General features: G+C 72.1%; 14 protein-coding genes. 10 read left to right on the top strand and 4 right to left on the bottom strand.

All coding sequences use genetic code 11. The features are described 5' to 3' along the window. Positions 1–57 precede the first annotated feature (57 nt). The 3 genes from O3X23_RS24585 to O3X23_RS24575 all read left to right on the top strand — a co-directional run bounded on the left by O3X23_RS24585 (position 58) and on the right by O3X23_RS24575 (position 5,467). Positions 58–2,079 (top strand): ATP-binding protein, encoded by a 2,022-nt coding sequence (locus O3X23_RS24585; RefSeq protein WP_269273676.1) that lies wholly within the window; start codon positions 58–60, stop codon positions 2,077–2,079. Positions 2,080–2,268: 189 nt separating this feature from the next. Beyond that, positions 2,269–3,903, top strand: coding sequence for a PucR family transcriptional regulator (locus O3X23_RS24580; protein WP_269273675.1), 1,635 nt, complete (start codon positions 2,269–2,271; stop codon positions 3,901–3,903). Positions 3,904–4,021: 118 nt separating this feature from the next. Then, positions 4,022–5,467, top strand: a complete 1,446-nt coding sequence (locus tag O3X23_RS24575; RefSeq protein ID WP_269273674.1) for an aldehyde dehydrogenase family protein — start codon at positions 4,022–4,024, stop codon at positions 5,465–5,467. 149 nt (positions 5,468–5,616) lie between these two features. Here O3X23_RS24575 and O3X23_RS24570 read toward each other — a convergent pair whose 3' ends face one another. From O3X23_RS24570 to O3X23_RS24555, 4 genes are all read right to left on the bottom strand, one after another. After that, on the bottom strand, positions 5,617–6,375 hold the full coding sequence (locus O3X23_RS24570; RefSeq protein ID WP_269273673.1) for an anti-sigma factor: 759 nt from the start codon (positions 6,373–6,375) through the stop codon (positions 5,617–5,619). Beyond that, positions 6,372–6,959: a sigma-70 family RNA polymerase sigma factor gene (locus O3X23_RS24565; protein WP_269273672.1), complete on the bottom strand. Its 588-nt coding sequence runs from the start codon at positions 6,957–6,959 to the stop codon at positions 6,372–6,374. The genes O3X23_RS24570 and O3X23_RS24565 overlap by 4 nt, the downstream gene beginning before the upstream one ends. Before the next feature lie 70 nt (positions 6,960–7,029). Next, the gene (locus O3X23_RS24560) at positions 7,030–7,689 is read right to left on the bottom strand and encodes a fasciclin domain-containing protein (RefSeq protein ID WP_269273671.1); all 660 of its coding nucleotides are present in this window, start codon (positions 7,687–7,689) and stop codon (positions 7,030–7,032) included. Positions 7,690–7,778: 89 nt separating this feature from the next. Further along, entirely contained in the window at positions 7,779–9,368 is a 1,590-nt protein-coding gene (locus O3X23_RS24555) for a molybdopterin-dependent oxidoreductase (protein ID WP_443047954.1), read from the bottom strand. Between the two features lie 225 nt (positions 9,369–9,593). Between O3X23_RS24555 and O3X23_RS24550 the strand changes: the two genes are divergently transcribed. From O3X23_RS24550 to O3X23_RS24520, 7 genes are all read left to right on the top strand, one after another. Further along, on the top strand, positions 9,594–11,534 hold the full coding sequence (locus O3X23_RS24550) for an acyl-CoA dehydrogenase family protein (RefSeq protein ID WP_269273669.1): 1,941 nt from the start codon (positions 9,594–9,596) through the stop codon (positions 11,532–11,534). A 73-nt stretch (positions 11,535–11,607) separates the two neighbouring features. Continuing rightward, a complete protein-coding gene (gene dxr / locus O3X23_RS24545) occupies positions 11,608–12,855 on the top strand; it encodes a 1-deoxy-D-xylulose-5-phosphate reductoisomerase (protein WP_269273668.1) in 1,248 nt (415 codons plus the stop codon). Continuing rightward, the gene (locus O3X23_RS24540) at positions 12,852–14,153 is read left to right on the top strand and encodes a M50 family metallopeptidase (RefSeq protein WP_269273667.1); all 1,302 of its coding nucleotides are present in this window, start codon (positions 12,852–12,854) and stop codon (positions 14,151–14,153) included. Before dxr ends, O3X23_RS24540 begins: the two co-directional genes overlap by 4 nt. A 95-nt stretch (positions 14,154–14,248) precedes the next feature. Then, the gene (gene ispG / locus O3X23_RS24535; RefSeq protein WP_269273666.1) at positions 14,249–15,403 is read left to right on the top strand and encodes a flavodoxin-dependent (E)-4-hydroxy-3-methylbut-2-enyl-diphosphate synthase; all 1,155 of its coding nucleotides are present in this window, start codon (positions 14,249–14,251) and stop codon (positions 15,401–15,403) included. A 125-nt stretch (positions 15,404–15,528) separates the two neighbouring features. Then, a complete protein-coding gene (locus O3X23_RS24530; protein WP_269273665.1) occupies positions 15,529–16,374 on the top strand; it encodes a GNAT family N-acetyltransferase in 846 nt (281 codons plus the stop codon). Positions 16,375–16,390: 16 nt separating this feature from the next. Next, positions 16,391–16,948 (top strand): GNAT family N-acetyltransferase, encoded by a 558-nt coding sequence (locus O3X23_RS24525; protein WP_269273664.1) that lies wholly within the window; start codon positions 16,391–16,393, stop codon positions 16,946–16,948. Positions 16,949–17,019: 71 nt separating this feature from the next. After that, on the top strand, positions 17,020–18,708 hold the full coding sequence (locus O3X23_RS24520) for a proline--tRNA ligase (RefSeq protein ID WP_269273663.1): 1,689 nt from the start codon (positions 17,020–17,022) through the stop codon (positions 18,706–18,708). Position 18,709 lies beyond the last annotated feature (1 nt).

The following is an 18,709-nucleotide window of genomic DNA, read 5'->3' as shown; positions in this document are numbered from 1 at the left end:
GGATTCCGGAAGGCCGCGCCCGCGACCCCGGTGCCGAGGCCGGCGGGGCCGCCGCCGATGCCGCAGGCGCCACCGGTGTCGGCGCTGGAGACCTGGCTGCGCACACCGCGCCACCACGACGCCCCGGGGATCTTCGCGTACGGGCACGTGCCCCGTCCGCCGGAGGATCCGGGCCGGCTCGCCGGACGGCGGCTGATCGGCGGCGCGCTGCTGGCCCTGCTGTGCGGGCTGATGGTCTGGTCGCTGCTGTGGAACTACTTCGGCAGCCTCTGGCTCAAGCCGATGTTCTGGCTGATCCCGGACACCTGGGCGTACACCGGTGACCGCGTGGCCTACACGGTCGCGTCCAACACGTACTACCTGATCTGGGTCGGCCTGCTGGCCTATGTGTTCGGCCGGGCCGGCCACTGGCCCGAGGTCTGGCGCCGGTACGCCGCGCCCGCCCTGGGCCGGCTGTGGGACGAGCCGGCGCACCCGGGGGCGCGGCCCGACGGGCAGCCCGTCGAGGACGACCCCGTCCAGTGGCCCGAGCTGCGGGCCGCCGGCCAGCACGCGGTGGCGGACCGGCTCGCGGCCGAGATCCGCGGTGGGCGGATGAACGACGTCGACTACACGCGGATCCAGCGCGCCTGGACGGCGGTGCGGGCGGAGCCGCGGCAGATCGACGCCTTCGTCGACACCGTGCTGCGGCAGGGCGCCGCGGCCTGCCTGCACCCCTCCGGCGCGCGCGACCTGCCGTTCCGCTCGGCGCCGCACGACCTGCTCGGCGGCCAGGTGCGGATCGGCCTGGCACCGGCCGAGGCCCGCAATCCGTACCGGCACCGGGGCGCGGGGCTGGCGCTCGACCCCTCGCTGCTCGGCACCGGGCTGGTCGCCGTCGGCCCGCCCGGCTCCGGGAAGACCCGGCAGCTGGTCCGGCCGGTCGTCGAGTCGCTGTGCCTGCAGGCGCTGTCCGGCAGCGCCGCGGTCATCGCCGTGGGCTCCGCGGGCACCGACCTGGGACCGGCGGACGCCTTCGACGTGGTGATCTCGCTCGGCGACCCCTCCTCGCGCTACGACCTGGACCTGTACGGCGGCAACCCGGACCCGGACGCGGCAGGGAGCACCCTCGCCGAGGCGCTCATCGACGACGGGCCCACGCACGAGGCCGACATCCGGCGGGCCGCCACCGCGCTCTCCCAACTGCTCGGCCCGTACCGGGCGGCCCACGGACGGTTCCCCGCCGTCACCGAACTGCGCGAGCTGCTCGACGGCATCCCGCACGCCTTCGCCGCGCTGCGCGATGCGCTGGACCTGGCCGGGGAGCCGGGGCCGGTCCGCGAACTGGAGGCCCGGCAGCGCCAGGCGGAGCGGCCCGACGACATCGGCACCCTGCTCGCCGACCGGATCGCGCTCCTCGACCGGCCGGCCTTCGCGGGGTTCTTCGACGTCACCGGCCGGACCCGGCCGTTCTCCATGCACACCCTGGAGCACCCGCTGCGGGTCAGGATCGACCTGCCGGAACGCGGCCACGCCGAGGCGTCGCGGATCCTCGCCCGGCTCGTGCTGGCCCAGTTCACCGCGGCCGTCACCGGCCGCCGCGACCGGTCGCTCTTCGCCTGCCTGGTCCTCGACGACGCCGCGCACACCATCACCGGCGAGTCGGTGCGCGGACTGCAGCGGCTGCGGTCCGCCAACGCGGGGGCGGTGCTCGCGCTGCGGACGCTCGACGACGTCCCCGAGGCGCTGCGCACCGCGCTGCTCGGCGCGGTCGGCTGCCGGATGGCGCTGGCCGGGATCACCACCTGGGACGGGAAGCGCTTCGCCGAGGCGTGGGGCACCACCTGGGTGGAGACCCGAGATGTGACGCGCACACCCGACCAGTCCGGCGGCACGCTGCGCCGCCTCAACCGCGGGGTGCGGCGGCTGTTCACCGGGGAGGCGGTCACCACCGAATCGGTCACGGTGCGCAGTGTCGAGCGGGAGCGCTGGTCCGCGTCCGAGCTGGCCCATTCGGTGCCGGCCGGACACGCCGTCGTCTCGCTCACCGCCACCGACGGTGAGCACGCCCCGCCGATACTGGTCGACCTCCGCGCGTGACCGCCGCGGTTCGACCCATACCTGTTATCGGACGTCCGGTGCCGGAATCTGGACGGTGAGGCAGAATCGGAACCGGTCACCACTACCGGTCGGCCAAAAACCATGAGTCCTCGGGTCCTGCGGGTCCGGCGGGTCACCGCGACCCCGCCGGCGCCGTCGGAGACCCCCCGCCGGAGGCGACAGCGCGTCATGCCCCTCACCCTCGCCTCGCTCGTCCACCACTCGGCGCTCAAGCTCGCGGTCCTCGCCGGCGGTGACCACCTGGACGCCACCGTGCGCTGGGTGCACACCAGCGAGCTGGACGACCCGGGACCGTATCTCGAAGGCGGCGAGCTGCTGCTCACCACCGGTCTCAAGCTGGACGTCGACGACCCGGGCAGCCTGCGCGCCTACGTGCGGCGACTGGCGGACGCCGGGGTGGTCGGGCTCGGCTTCGGCGTCGGCGTGGGGCATGACACCGTGCCGTCCGCGCTGGTGGACGCGGCGGCGGAGCTCGACCTGCCGCTCCTCGAAGTGCCGCGCCGTACGCCGTTCATCGCGATCAGCAAGGCCGTGTCGGCGGCGGTCGCGGCCGACCAGTACCAGGCCGTCACCGCAGGCTTCGAGGCCCAGCGCGATCTGACCCGCGCGGCCCTCGCCCCGGACGGCACCTCCGCGCTGCTCGGCCGGCTCGCGCACCACCTCAACGGCTGGGCCGCGCTCTACGACGCCTCCGGTGCGGTGCTCGCCGTCGCTCCCGATTGGGCGGGCCGCCGTGCCGCCCGGCTGACCGGCGAGATCGACCGGCTGCGGGACAAGCCGGCGCCCGCCAGCGCGGCCGTGGCGGGTCCCGCGGGCACCGAGGACCGGGTCGAACTGCAGTCGCTGGGCACCGCCCGCCGAGCGCGCGGCTATCTCGCCGTCGGCACCGAGGAGCGCCTCGACACCCCCGCCCGCTATGTCGTGCACGCCGCCGTCGCCCTGCTCACGCTGTCGCTGGAGCAGTCGAGGGCGCTGCAGGACACCGAGCAGCGGCTCTCGGCGGCCGTGCTGCGGATGCTGCTGACGGGGGAGAGCGAGCACGCCCGTACCGTCGCGGGCCGGCTCTACGGCGACCTGCTGGCCGGGCAGGTGCGGCTGCTCGTCGTGGAGCCCGCCGAAGTTCCCGCCAAGGCAGCCAAGGCGGCGAAGGCGGCGAAGCCCGTTCAGGCGGCCCAGCCCGACCGGCCCGCTCCCCGCACCGGCCGCCCGGCGGCGGCCCTGGACTCGGTGGCACTGCTGTCCGAGCGTGCCGAGGCCGCCGGCGCCCGGTCGGGCGAGCCGGTCATCGCCGTCCGCGAGGGTTCCCGGCTGGTGGTGCTCGCCGCCGAGGACTCGGCCGTACTGAAGGCCTGCACCGACTTCGCCGAGACCGACGACGCGCTGGCCGCCGGGCTGTCCGCCGCGGTCCCGGTGGCGGAGCTGCCGGCCGCCCACCGGCAGGCGGAACGGGCGCTGGCCGTCGCGCTGCGCCGCGGCCGCAACCTGGTCGAGCACGGCGAGGTCGGTGCAGGATCGGTTCTCCCGCTGCTCGGCGACGACGCGGTCCGGGCGTTCGCCGAGGGGCTGCTGCGCCCGCTGCGCGAGCACGACGCGACCAGCCGCGGCGACCTCGTCGCCTCCCTCCAGGCGTGGCTCGCACGGCACGGCCAGTGGGACGCGGCCGCCTCCGACCTCGGCGTCCACCGGCACACCCTGCGCTACCGGCTGCGCCGGGTGGAGGAGATCCTCGGCCGCTCGCTGGACGATCCGGACGTCCGGATGGAGCTGTGGCTGGCGATGAAGGCCCTGCCGCCCGGAGAGTGACAGATCGGAGTACCCGCCGCGGATGATGCTCCGCGGTGGACAAAAGGCCCCGCGCCCTGCCCGGCCTACGGTGGACGCACGTGATCGATCACCACCCCATCGGAAGGGCCGGGCCGCTGTGAGCACCCCCACCGCATTCTGGCTCGCCGGCCGCAAGGCGACCGGCGAGGACAGCTTCGACGTCACCAACTCGTGGGACGGCCGCGTCGTCGGCACGGTCAGCGTTCCCACCGAGGCCCAGGTCGAAGAGGCCGTCGCGGCCGCCGAGGCCGGACAGGCCGAGTTCGCCGCGACCCCGGCCCCTGTGCGGTCGGCCGCGCTCGACCTCGTCGCCAAGCGGCTCGCGGAGCGCACCGAGGAGATCGCCCGGCTGATCACCGCCGAGAACGGCAAGCCGATCAAGTGGGCCCGCGGTGAGGTCGGCCGGGCCGTGTCGGTGTTCCGCTGGGCTTCGGAGGAGGCCCGCCGCTTCAACAGCGGCGAGGCGCAGCGCCTGGACACCGACGCCGGCGGCGTCGGCCGCCTGGCGCTGACCCGGCGCTTCCCGCGCGGTGCGGTGCTCGGTATCGCGCCCTTCAACTTCCCGCTGAACCTCGTCGCCCACAAGGTCGCCCCGGCGATCGCGGTCGGCGCGCCGATCATCCTCAAGCCCGCCCCGGCGACCCCGCTGTCGGCCCTGGTGCTGGGCGAGATCCTCGCCGAGACCGGCCTGCCGGCCGGTTCCTGGAGCGTCCTGCCGGTCCCCAACGACCGGATGCCTGCCCTGGTGCAGGACAAGCGGCTGCCGGTGATCTCCTTCACCGGTTCCGACAAGGTCGGCTACCAGATCATGGATTCGGTGCCGCGCAAGCACACCACCCTCGAACTGGGCGGCAACGCCGCGGCCGTGGTCCTCGCCGACTGGTCCTCCGAGGAGGACCTGGAGTGGGCGGCCACCCGTATCGCCACCTTCGCCAACTACCAGGGCGGCCAGTCCTGCATCTCGGTGCAGCGGGTGATCGCCGACGCGTCGGTGTTCGACGTGCTCGCCGAGAAGGTCGTCGCCAAGGTCGCGGCCCAGGTCACCGGTGACCCGTCCGACGACGCCACCGACGTGGGCCCGCTGGTCGACGAGAACGCCGCGAAGCGCGTCGAGTCCTGGGTCGACGACGCGGTCGCCAAGGGCGCCAAGCTGCTCACCGGCGGCACCCGCGAGGGTGCCTCGTACGCCCCGACCGTGCTCACCGGGATCCCCGCGGACGCGATCCTCGCCACCGCCGAGGTCTTCGGCCCGGTCCTGTCGCTGCAGAAGGCCGACGGCGCGGACGAGGCGTTCGCGGCCGTCAACGACTCGAACTACGGCCTGCAGACCGGTGTGTTCACGCACGACCTGCAGACCGCGTTTCGCGCCCACCGTGAGCTGGAGGTCGGCGGCGTGATCATCGGTGACGCGCCCTCGTACCGTGCCGACCAGATGCCGTACGGCGGCGTGAAGGACTCCGGTGTCGGCCGTGAGGGCGTCTCGTACGCGATGGCCGACTACACCTACGAGCGGGTCCTCGTGCTGACCGGCCTGGACCTCTGAGCCCGGACCTCCGGGACCGACGGACTGCCCGACCACCCTCCACCGGCCGGGGCGCATGTGCGGTGCGCCCCGGCCGGGTTTTTTTCTGCCCGGACGCGCGTCCGGGCCGGGCCCGGCGCCTTCGCGCGAGGACCCGGCCCGGAATCCGGTCAGGAAGTGATCGGTACGACCATGACCGGCGGACCCGACGGGGTCCGTGAGCCGCCGGCCGGTTCGACCGTCACCCCGACCGCGTCGGAGCCGCTCGGGCCACCCGCCAGGATCTGGGTGCCGTCGCTGCGGCCCTGCGTGACGAGCCCGGCCGGGACCATCGAGCCGTTCTGGCTGTACCAGAGCTGATAAACCTGGGAAGCGGCCAGCGGAGGCAGGTCGTGGTAGACGAACGCCGCCCGCCCGAGCCGCTCGGAGGCGACCACCGTCGCCCCGCCGCCGCCCCGCATCGAGCCGGTCCGCAGCGTGGCGTCGGGCGCGGCCATCAGCGTCTCCAGGTCGGAGGCTCGCTGTTCGGCCTGAACGCTCCCGTCCCGTGCCCGGTCGGCGTCCCGCTGGGCCTGGACGGCCCAGACACCGGCGCCGACGGCGAGCGCCAGACAGGCCGCGGCGGCCAGTGCCGGCAGTCGTTGGCGCCATCGCGGGCCGCGCAGCGGCACCACGACGGGTTCGACGACCAGCGGCGGCAGCTGCCGCACCTCGGGCAGCGCCCACATGACGCGCTCCCGCAGCCCCGGCGGCGGCACCTGGGCCACCGCGAAGGCCAGCCGGGTCGCGGTCTCCCGCAGCTCCCGCACCTCCTGGGCGCAGGCGAAGCACTCGGCGAGATGCCGGGAGAACTCGTCCGCCTCGGCGGGCGAGAGGGCGTCCAGTGCGTAGGCGCCAGTCAGTGTGTGCAGATCGGCGGAGTCGGTCACGACGTCACCCCCAAGCAGTCCCGCAGGCGAATGAGCCCGTCCCGCAGACGGGTCTTGACGGTGCCGAGCGCCGTTCCCAGCACGTCGGCGGTCTCCCGGTAGGTGTATCCCCGGTAGTAGGCCAGGTTCACCGACTCGCGTTGGAGTTCGGTGAGCTGCTCCAGGCAGCGTCGCACCTGTTCGCGCTCCAGCCGCCGCTCGACCTGCTCCGACACCTCGTCGAAGGCCGGGGTGTGGTCGCGGACCGCGGCCCGATGCTCCCGGTCGGACGAGGCCTGTGCCGAGCGCACCCGGTCGACGGCCCGGCGGTGGGCGAGCGTCATGATCCAGGCCATGGCGCTGCCCCGGCCGGCGTCGAAGCGGGCGGCGCTGCGCCACACCTCGATCAGTACCTCCTGGGCGACCTCCTCGGACTGCGCGGGATCGCGCAGCACGCGGTGGGCCAGGCCGAGCACGGAGCCGGCAACGGCCGTGTAGACGCCGTCGAACGCGTCCTTGTCGCCCCTGGAGACCCGTTCGAGCAGGGTCTCCAGGCTTCCGGGGCCCGGCGCCATGGGTCCGTGGTCGCGGGCTACCGCGTGCATGCGCACCTCCGAGCAATGGTCGTCACACCACTGGTTCGTAGCCGGGGCCCCGGTGGATTGGTCGCTTCGGTCAGGCGGCCGGCGGCATCAGAACGGTGTCGATGATGTAGACGTTGGCGTTGGCGGTCTTGACGTTGCCGCAGACCACGTTAGCGGTGTCGTTGACCATGTAGGACTCGCCGGAGCCCTTGGTGGTGACGGACTGCTTCTCCAGCGTGGGGAACGTACCGCTGGCGAGCTGGTTCGGGGTGATGGGCTGGCCCACGACGTGGTAGGTCAGGATCTTGGTGAGCGTCGCCTTGTCGTTCAGCACCTTGTCCAGGTCGGCCTTCGGGATCTTGGCGAACGCGTCGTTGGTCGGCGCGAAGACCGTGATGTTCGACGCGCTGTTGAGGGTGTCGACGAGACCCGCCTTCGTCACCGCGGTCACCAGGGTGGACAGCGCCGGGTTGTGCGAGGCGGCGGTGGCCACCGGGTCCTTCGCCATGCCGTCGAAGCTGCCCTCGCCGTCCTTCGGCACGCCGGCGCAGGCCGGGCCGAAGGGCGCGGACGCGTTCGTCGTGCCGCCCGCGGCGGACGAGGAGGACGCGGGGGGCGGCGCGGCCGTGGTGGTGTTCGCGGCGTTGCTCTTGTCGCTGCCGCTGTCGGAACAGGCGGAAGCGGTGACGGCGAGGACGGCCGCGGCGGCCGAGACGAGGGCGACGCGACGGATGCGGTTGGTGGTGTACATGACAGATCTCCTCTTGAGGGTGCCCGGTGGGACCGGGTGGTGTTGCGATGTGGTGCGGATGGGGGTGCCGGTGACGTGGCGCGCGGAGCTCACTCCACGGTGACCACCACCGAGTGCCAGCCCGTGGAGCCGTTGGGCACGGTGCCCTGGCGGTCCTCGGTCTGGGTCTGGCCGGTGCGGTCCGTCGCGCGGACCTCGATGCGGTGCGAACCGGGCTTGGCGTCCCAGGGGTAGGACCACTGGCGCCAGGTGTCGGCGGTGTCCTCCGTGGCGGGCCGGGCGGCCAGCCACTCACCGCCGTCGATCCGCACCTCGACCTTGTCGACACCACGGTGCTGGGCCCACGCGACGCCCGCGACGGGCACGGGGCCCGCCTTCAGCGAGGCGAAGGGCCGGGGGGTGTCGATCCGGGACGACGTCTTGATGGGGGCCCGCGGGGACCAGCTGCGCCGGACCCAGTAGGCGTCGTAGTCGGCGAAGGTGGTCAGTTCCAGGTCGGTCAGCCATTTGCAGGCCGACACGTAGCCGTAGAGGCCCGGGACGAGCATCCGGACCGGGAAGCCGTGGGTGAACGGCAGCGGCTCGCCGTTCATCCCGACCGCGAGCATCGCGTCCCGGCCGTCGAGCACGGTCTCGACCGGGCTGCCGAGCGTCATCCCGTCCACCGAGCGCGCCACCAGCTGATCGGCGGGACCGCCGGCGGAAGGCGGCCGGACGCCGGCCTCCTTGAGGAGGGCTGCGAGCGGCACCCCGATCCACCGGGCGTTGCCGACGTAGGGGCCGCCGACCTCGTTGGACACACAGGTCAACGTGATGTCCCGCTCGACCAGCGGCCGCCGCAGCAGGTCCTGATAGGTGAACTCCAGCGGCTTGCTGACGCCCTTTCCGTGGATCCGCAGCCGCCAGGTATCGGCGTTCACCTGCGGAACGGTGAGTGCGGTGTCCACCCGGTAGAAGGACGCGTTGGGCGTCGTGAAGGGCATCATGCCGGGGATCCGCAGGTCGGTGCCCGCAGGCACCCGCCCCGCCGCCGACAGCGGGGCGGGCAGTCTGACGGCGTCACGGGAGGCGACCGCCGCAGCGTTGTTGGTGTTCAGCCGCCGGCCGACGGTGCCGCCGACGGCGGAGAACGCGGCCGCCGCGGACGCGGCGATCAGGAACCCGCGCCGGTCGAAGGCGCCGGCCGGTTCCCCGGGACCTCCGGCGTCGTCCTGGACGGGTGCGCCCCGCCCACGGATCCGGCCGGCCAGCAGCCAGAGGACCGCCGCGCCGGCCAGTGCGCCGACGAGCGAGGGGAACGCGTCCGTCCACACACCGACCGGCCGCCGGACCGCCGCCACCGCGCCGACCACCCCGAAGAGCGCCACGCCGATGACGCCCGCCGGCCGGTGGCGCACGGCGATCACGCCGACGACCGCCGCGAACAGCGCCAGCGTCGCCACGATGCCCAACTGCAGCACCAGCTTGTCGGAGGTGCCGAAGTGCCGGATCGCCCAGTTCTTGACCTCCACCGGAGTCGCGTCGATCGCCGTTCCGCCGATCGCCGTCACCGGCGATGCCTGCGGTCCGACGGCGATGGCCACCAGCTCGGCGGCGGCGAGCGAGACGGCTGCCGCCAGTTCTCCGCTTACCGCGCCGAGCAGCAGCTCGCGCTTCCAGTTCCTTGTCACACGGGGCATTCGGAGCGGTGCGTGAGCCGGATTGGTCCGTCACCCGATCGGGTGAGCGGAGGGGGCCGTGCGCCCGGTCCGTGCTGTTCGGGGGGTGGTGGAGGCACGGGAATTGGGGTAGATACGGGCAAGTAGAACCGATCGGTAACTCGGCGACCCCGGTAGTTCGGCGGCCGGATGCCCGGGTGGCCGACCGCGTCCGTACATCCCGACTCCGCGGCGAGGTGAGCCCTCTTGACCGCACCATCCGCACACAACGTTTCTGAGCGCGAGGCCCGGCAGGTGGCCGAGGCCGCCCGCGAACAGGACTGGCGGAAGCCCAGCTTCGCCAAGGAGCTGTTCCTGGGACGCTTCAGGCTCGATCTGATCCACCCACATCCCCAGCCGGCGCCCGGCGACGTCCAGCGCGGTGAGGAATTCCTCGCCAGGCTCCAGCACTTCTGCGAGACGAAGATTGACACGGCGCTGATCGAACGCGACGCGCAGATCCCCGACGAGGTCATCAACGGGCTCAAGGAGCTCGGTGCCCTCGGCATGAAGATCGACACGAAGTACGGCGGCCTGGGCCTGACGCAGGTGTACTACAACAAGGCCCTCGCGCTCGTGGGCTCCGCCAACGCCGCGATCGGCGCGCTGCTCTCCGCGCACCAGTCCATCGGCGTCCCGCAGCCGCTCAAGATGTTCGGCACCGCGGAGCAGAAGGAAGCCTTCCTCCCGCGCTGCGCGCGCACCGACATCAGCGCCTTCCTGCTCACCGAGCCCGATGTCGGCTCGGACCCGGCCCGGCTGGCGACCAGCGCGGTGCCCACCGCGGACGGCTCCGCCTACGTCCTGGACGGCGTCAAGCTCTGGACGACCAACGGCGTCGTCGCCGACCTGCTGGTCGTGATGGCCCGGGTGCCGAAGTCGGAGGGGCACAAGGGCGGCATCACCGCCTTCGTCGTCGAGGCAGCCTCCGAGGGTGTCACCGTCGAGCACCGCAACGCGTTCATGGGGCTGCGCGGTCTGGAGAACGGCGTCACCCGGTTCCACCAGGTCACCGTCCCCGCCGGCAACCGCATCGGCCCCGAGGGCGCCGGCCTCAAGATCGCCCTGACCACCCTCAACACCGGCCGCCTGTCGCTGCCCGCGATGTGCGTCGGCGCCGGCAAGTGGTGCTTGAAGATCGCCCGCGAATGGTCCCTGGAGCGCGAGCAGTGGGGCAAGTCCATCGCGAAGCACGAGGCGGTCGGCTCGAAGATCGCCTTCATCGCGGCGACCACGTTCGCCCTCGAGGCGGTCGTCGACCTCTCGTCACAGATGGCCGACGAGGACCGCAACGACATCCGGATCGAGGCCGCCCTCGCCAAGCTCTACGGCAGCGAGATGGGCTGCCTGATGGCTGACGAACTGGTGCAGATCCGCGGCGGCCGCGGCTTCGAGACCGCCGCGTCCCTCGCCGCCCGCGGCGAGCGTGCCGTCCCCGCCGAGCAGGTGCTGCGCGACCTGCGCATCAACCGCATCTTCGAGGGTTCGACGGAGATCATGCACCTGCTGATCGCCCGTGAGGCGGTCGACGCGCACCTGTCCGTCGCGGGCGACCTCATCGACCCCGAGAAGAGCCTCGGCGACAAGGCGAAGGCCGGTGCGAGGGCCGGCGGCTTCTACGCCCGCTGGCTCCCCAAGCTCGTCGCCGGACCCGGCCAACTGCCGACGTCCTACCCCGAGTTCCACCCGGACGGCTATCCGGACCTGGCCGCCCACCTGCGGTACACCGAGCGCAGCGCGCGCAAGCTCGCCCGTTCCACGTTCATGGCGATGGCGCGCTGGCAGGGCCGGATGGAGACGAAGCAGGGCTTCCTCGGCCGCATCGTCGACATCGGGGCGGAGCTCTTCGCGATGAGCGCCGCCTGCGTACGCGCCGAGATGCTGCGCTCGTCCGGCGAGGAGGGCCGGGCCGCGTACCAGCTCGCCGACGCCTTCTGCCGGCAGTCCCGGATCCGGGTCGAGGAGCTCTTCAACCGCTTGTGGTCGAACACCGACGACCTGGACCGCAAGGTCGTCGACGGGGTGCTCGGCGGCGCCTACACGTGGCTGGAGGCCGGCATCGTCGACCCCAGCGGCGAAGGCCCGTGGATCGCCGACGCCACGCCCGGCCCCGCCACGACCGACAACGTCCACCGCCCCATCCGCTGACCCGACCCGCCGACGCACCCCGCCACCCGCATCCCCTGTCGGTTCCGACAGGGGATGCGGCCACAATGGGGGGATGACGGACTCCCTCGCAGACCCGCATCACCGCGATTTCGCGGCCGCCGCCGAGACCGACGGGCCCCGGGACATCGTGATCCTCGGTTCCACCGGATCGATCGGCACCCAGGCCATCGACGTGGTGCTGCGCAATCCCGACCGCTTCCGGGTGGTGGCGCTGTCCGCCGCCGGCGGCCGGATCGAGCTGCTCGCCGAGCAGGCCCACCAGCTGCGGGTACGGACCGTGGCCGTGGCGGACGAGGCCGCCGTCGAGCCGCTGCGGCAGGCGCTCGGCCGGCACTTCGGTGCCGGCGAGGCGCTGCCCGAGATCCTGGCGGGGCCCGACGCCGCGACCCGGCTCGCCGCGAGCGAGTGCCACTCGGTCCTCAACGGCATCACCGGTTCGATCGGGCTGCGCCCGACGCTGGCCGCCCTCGAGGCCGGCCGGGTGCTGATCCTCGCCAACAAGGAGTCGCTGATCGTGGGCGGCCCGCTGGTGAAGGCGCTCGCGAAGCCCGGCCAGATCATCCCGGTGGACTCCGAGCACTCCGCGCTCTTCCAGGCGCTCATGGGCGGCAGCCGCGAGGAGGTCCGCAAGCTGATCGTCACCGCCTCCGGCGGCCCGTTCCGCGGCCGCACCAAGGAGGAGCTCGCCGACGTCACCCCGAAGGACGCGCTCGCGCATCCGACCTGGACCATGGGGCCGGTCGTCACGATCAACTCCGCGACCCTGGTCAACAAGGGCCTGGAGGTGATCGAGGCGCATCTGCTCTTCGACATCCCCTTCGACCGGATCGAGGTCGTGGTCCACCCCCAGTCGTACATTCACTCGATGGTGGAGTTCGCCGACGGTTCGACGCTCGCCCAGGCGAGCCCGCCCGACATGCGGATGCCCATCGCCCTCGGTCTCGGCTGGCCCCGGCGGGTCCCGGACGCCGCGCCCGGGTGCGACTGGTCGAAGGCGTCGACGTGGGAATTCTTTCCGCTCGACGACGACGCGTTCCCGGCAGTGGCTTTGGCGCGACATGTAGGTAGCCTCGGGGGCACCGCACCCGCGGTGTTCAACGCGGCCAACGAGGAATGCGTCGACGCCTTCCTCGCCGGCCGACTGCCCTTCACGGGGATCGTGGACACCGTCGCCCGGGTGGTCGAGGAACACGGCCACCCGGATCCGGGAACTCGACTGACCGTCGAGGACGTCCTTGAGGCGGAAGCGTGGGCACGGGCCCGCGCACGGGAACTGGCTACGGAGGCTGCACGGGTATGACGGCACTCATGTGGGGCGTCGGGATCGTCATCTTCGTCGTCGGCCTGCTCATCTCCATCGCCTGGCACGAGCTCGGCCATCTCTCCACCGCCAAGCTCTTCAAGATCCGCGTGCCGCAGTACATGGTCGGCTTCGGCCCGACGATCTGGTCACGGCACCGGGGCGAGACCGAGTACGGCATCAAGGCCATCCCGCTCGGCGGCTACATCCGCATGATCGGCATGTTCCCGCCCGGTGCGGACGGCAAGGTCACCGCACGCTCCACCTCGCCGTGGCGCAGCATGATAGAAGACGCCCGCTCGGCGGCGTACGAGGAGCTGCAGCCGGGCGACGAGACGCGGATGTTCTACACGCGCAAGCCGTGGAAGCGCGTCATCGTGATGTTCGCCGGGCCCTTCATGAACCTGATCCTGGCCGTGGTGCTCTTCGCGATCACCCTGATGGGGCTCGGGCAGGTGAAGGAGACCACCACCGTCAGCAGTGTCGGCGAGTGCGTGGTCGCCGCGACCGCGAAATCGGACGTCTGTCCCAAGGGCGCCAAGCCGCCGCCCGCGAAGACGGCCGGGCTGCTGGCCGGCGACCGGATCGTGTCCTTCAACGGAGAACCGGTCACCAAGTGGTCCGAGCTCTCGGACCACATCCGCGAGACGATCGGCCATGCCACCATCGGGGTCGTCCGGGGCGGTCAGAACCTCACGCTGGACGCCGATCTCGTCAAGAACACCGTCGTCCAGCGGGACGGCGACGGCAACTACGTGCGCGACAAGTACGTGACCGCGGGGTTCCTCGGCTTCTCGCCGGACTTCAAGGTGCAGACCCTCTCGCTGTCGGAGTCCGCCGACTACATGGTGGTCATGACCAAGCACAGCATCGAGGGCATCGGCGACATCCCGTCGAAGATCCCGGCGCTCTGGGGATCGGCCTTCCAGGGCGACAAGCGCACCCCGGACCAGCCCGTCGGCATGGTCGGTGTCGCCCGGATCAGCGGGGAGATCTTCTCCTCCGACATCCCCGCGACCCAGTCGCTCGCCTTCTTCATCAACCTGCTCGCCGGCGTGAACCTGTCGCTCTTCCTGTTCAACATGCTGCCCCTGCTCCCGCTCGACGGCGGTCACATCGCCGGCGCGCTGTGGGAGTCCCTGCGCCGCAGGCTCGCCAAGCTGACCCGGCGCCCGGACCCGGGCCCCTTCGACGTGGCCAAACTGATGCCGGTCGCCTATGTCGTCGCGGGCATCTTCATCTGCTTCACCGCACTGGTGCTCGTGGCGGACGTCGTCAATCCGGTGACGCTTTCCTGACGGATGCCGGAGACGTGGGCGGGGTGCCGTAACCTCGGTGATCGGAGCCCGCCCACGCCGGGACCTTGTTCCACAGCCTTGGGGATGCCAAGAACATGACCGCGATTTCGCTCGGAATGCCCGACGTTCCGATCAAGCTCGCCGAACGCCGCCACAGCCGCAAGATCCAGGTCGGGTCGGTCGCGGTGGGTGGGGACGCGCCGGTTTCGGTCCAGTCGATGACGACGACGGTGACGGCGGACATCGGGGCGACCCTCCAGCAGATCGCCGAGCTCACCGCTTCCGGCTGCCAGATCGTGCGGGTGGCCTGCCCGACGCAGGACGACGCGGACGCGCTGGCCACCATCGCCAGGAAGTCGCAGATCCCGGTGATCGCCGACATCCACTTCCAGCCGAAGTACGTCTTCGCCGCGCTCGACGCCGGTTGTGCGGCCGTCCGGGTCAACCCCGGCAACATCAAGCAGTTCGACGACAAGGTCAAGGAGATCGCGAAGGCGGCCGCCTCGGTCGGCACCCCGATCCGGATCGGCGTCAACGCGGGCTCGCTGGACCGCCGGCTGATGGAGAAGTACGGCAAGGCCACCCCCGAGGCGCTGGTCGAGTCCGCGCTGTGGGAGTGCTCGCTGTTCGAGGAGCACGGCTTCCGGGACATCAAGATCTCGGTCAAGCACAACGACCCGGTCGTGATGGTCAACGCCTACCGGCTGCTGGCGAGCAAGTGCGACTACCCGCTGCACCTCGGTGTCACCGAGGCCGGTCCCGCGTTCCAGGGCACCATCAAGTCCGCCGTCGCGTTCGGCGCGCTGCTCTCCGAGGGCATCGGCGACACGATCCGTGTCTCGCTCTCCGCTCCGCCGGTCGAGGAGATCAAGGTCGGCCTCCAGATCCTGGAGTCGCTTAACCTCAAGCAGCGCCGCCTGGAGATCGTCTCCTGCCCGTCCTGCGGCCGCGCCCAGGTCGACGTGTACAAGCTCGCCGACCAGGTCGCCGCGGGCCTGGAGGGCATGGAGGTCCCGCTCAGGGTCGCCGTCATGGGCTGCGTCGTGAACGGCCCCGGTGAGGCCCGCGAGGCCGACCTCGGTGTCGCGTCCGGCAACGGCAAGGGCCAGATCTTCGTCAAGGGCGAGGTCATCAAGACCGTGCCGGAGTCGAAGATCGTGGAGACCCTGATCGAAGAGGCGATGAAGATCGCCGAGCAGATGGAAGCGGACGGCATCGCGTCCGGCGAGCCCCAGGTCAACGTGAGCTGACCGGGGAGAGGCCCCCAGGCCACCTCCGCGAAACCCGCCGCCGCGGGGTAAAGTGCGAAGATCTACCCCCGGTCGTGTGGCCGGGGGTACCCCCGCCCCCCGCGGCCTGTAGGTGAGGCGCACACGTGTTGACGACGACGACCGCGAAGGTCCTGGAGGCCGGCGAACTCGACGCCGCCCTCGAAGTGCTCGACCGCGACCCCGTGTCCAACGCGTTCGTCGCCTCCCGTGTGAGCGTCGCGGGCCTCGACCCCTGGCGCCTCGGCGGCGAGATGTGGGGCTGGTACTCCGGCGGCCGGCTCACCTCCCTGTGTTACGCGGGCGCCAACCTGGTGCCCATCTGCGCAGGCCCCGAAGCCGTCCGCGCCTTCGCCGAGCGGGCCCGCCGGGCGGGCCGCCGCTGCTCGTCGATCGTCGGACCCGCCGAGCCCACCACCGAGCTGTGGTCGCTGCTCGAACCCAGCTGGGGCCCCGCCCGGGAGATCCGCGGCCGCCAGCCGCTGATGACGACCCGGGCGCTGCCCGCGGGCATCACCCCCGACCCCCTCGTACGCCGCGTCCGGCGCGACGAGATGGACGTGATCATGCCCGCGTGCGTGTCCATGTTCACCGAGGAGGTCGGCGTCTCCCCGCTCGCCGGGGACGGCGGGCTGCTCTACCAGGCCCGAGTCGCCGAACTCGTGACCGCCGGCCGGTCCTTCGCCCGCATCGAGAACGGCCGGGTGGTCTTCAAGGCCGAGATCGGCGCCGTCACCCGGCACGCCTGCCAGATCCAAGGTGTCTGGGTGGCGCCGGAGTACCGGGGACAGGGCCTGTCGGAAGCCGGCATGACCGCCGTGCTGCACTACGCGCTGCGGGATGTGGCGCCGGTCGCGAGTCTGTACGTCAACGACTTCAACGCACCCGCCCGCGCCTCCTACCGCCGGGTGGGATTCACCGAGGTCGGAGCCTTCATGAGCGTGCTGTTCTGACGTAATGTCGCGTCCCATGGAAGATGTCGCGGTCGGCCGTCTCGACCTCGGGGAACGGGTCGACGAGGCCCTCGCCGTCCAGGCCCTCGCCTTCGGTCTCGACGACGACGAGATCGCCATCCGCCGCCAGATCGTCGTGCGGCACCTCGCCTGCCCGGGTGCCCGCTCGCTGGGCGCGACCACCGAGGACGGCCGGCTCGTCGGCTTCGTCTACGGCATGCCCAACGACCGCGCGCACTGGTGGTCCACCGTCGTCCAGCCCTACATGCGCCACCGCGGCACCGAGCAGTGGCTCGACGGCTCCTTCGTCATCACGGAACTGCACGTGCTGCCCGCCTTCCAGGGCCTGGGCATCGGACGGCAGCTGATCACCACCATCACCGACACGGCCACCGAGCCGCGCAGCATCCTCTCCGCGATCGACGTCGAGAGCCCCGCCCGCCACCTCTACCGGTCGCTGGGCTACCAGGACCTGGCCCGCCCCGTGCACTTCCCCAGCGCGACGAGTCCGTACGCGGTGATGGGCGCGCCCCTGCCGCTGCTCCGCCCGGATCGGCCCCGGAACCCGGCATAACGCGTTTCCGTGCCGCCGGGCGGGCTGGATATCCTCGCGGGAATCCCCGTCGAGCCCCCTGGAGAGCCACCATGGTCCTGCGCATGTCCCGTCTGATGCTCAAGACGCTGCGCGACGACCCGGCCGACGCCGAGACCGCCAGCCACAAGCTGCTGGTCCGGGCCGGTTTCGTACGCCGCTCGTCGGCGGGCGTCTGGATCTGGCTGCCGCTCGGCAAGCGGGTCCTGGAGAACGTCTCCCGCGTCGTCCGCGAGGAGATGGACGCCATCGGCGGCCAGGAAGTGCTGCTGCCCGCGCTGCTGCCGCGCGAGCACTACGAGACGACCGGCCGCGCGGGAGAGTACGGCGACCTGCTCTTCCAGCTCAAGGACCGCAAGGGCGCGGACTACGTCCTCGGCCCGACCCACGAGGAGATCTTCACCCAGGTGGTGAAGGACCAGTGCACGTCCTACAAGGACCTGCCGGTGATCCTCTACCAGATCCAGACGAAGTACCGGGACGAGGCCCGCCCGCGTTCCGGCGTGCTGCGCGGCCGCGAGTTCCAGATGAAGGACTCGTACTCCTTCGACACCACGGACGAGGGACTGGCCGAGGCCTACCGGGCGCACCGCGACGCGTACATCCGGATCTTCACCCGGCTCGGCTTCGACTACCGGATCGTCTCCGCGGTCTCGGGTGCGATGGGCGGCTCCGCCTCCGAGGAGTTCCTCGCCCCCGCCGAGGCCGGCGAGGACACCTTCGTGGACTGCCCGGCCTGCGAGTACGCGGCGAACACCGAGGCCGTCACCACGGTCGTGCCGCCGGTCGAGGACACGGAGCACGGGCCCGTCGAGGAGCTCGACACCCCCGACACCCCCACGATCGAGACCCTCGCCGCGCACCTGGGCGTCCCGGCGTCCGCGACGCTGAAGAACCTGCTGGTGAAGGTCGACGGCAAGATCACCGCCATCGGCGTCCCCGGTGACCGCGAGGTCGACCTCGGCAAGCTCGGCGAGCACCTCGCCCCGGCCGTCGTCGAACTGGTCACCGCCGAGGACTTCGTGGGCCGCCCCGAGCTCGTCCGCGGCTATGTGGGCCCGCAGGGCCTGGACGGCATCGAGTACATCGCCGACCCGCGCATCGTCCGGGGCACCGCCTGGATCACCGGCGCCAACAAGCCCGGCAAGCACGCGCGCGACGTCGTCTGCGGCCGGGACTTCGAGGTCGACCGCTACCTCGACGTCGTCACCGTGCGGCCCGGCGACCCCTGCCCGCGCTGCGGCGCCGGACTGCGGTTGGACCGCGCGATCGAGATCGGCCACATCTTCCAGCTCGGCCGCAAATACGCCGACGCCTTCCAGCTCGACGTGCTCGGGCAGCAGGGCAAGCCGGTGCGGGTGACGATGGGCTCCTACGGCATCGGCGTCTCCCGCGCGGTCGCGGCCCTCGCCGAGCAGACCGCCGATGGCCAGGGCCTGTGCTGGCCGCGCGAGGTGGCCCCCGCCGATGTGCACGTCGTCGCGGCGGGCAAGGCCCTGCAGACGGAGCTGGCGCTCGAAGTCGCGGAGAAGCTGCACGCCGCGGGCGTCCGGGTGCTCGTCGACGACCGCGCCGGGGTATCGCCCGGTGTGAAGTTCACCGACGCGGAACTCATCGGCGTCCCGCAGATCCTCGTCGTCGGCCGCCGCGCGGCCGAGGGCGTCGTGGAGCTGAAGGACCGCCGGTCGGGCGAGCGGGTCGAGCTGACGGTCGAGGAGGCACTGGCCCGGCTGGCCGGCTGAG

It is taken from the genome of Streptomyces sp. H39-S7, from assembly GCF_027158205.1.
Taxonomy (GTDB): domain Bacteria; phylum Actinomycetota; class Actinomycetes; order Streptomycetales; family Streptomycetaceae; genus Actinacidiphila.
The sequence above is the reverse complement of the archived record's forward strand: the minus strand, read 5'-3'. Positions and strand labels throughout refer to the sequence as shown.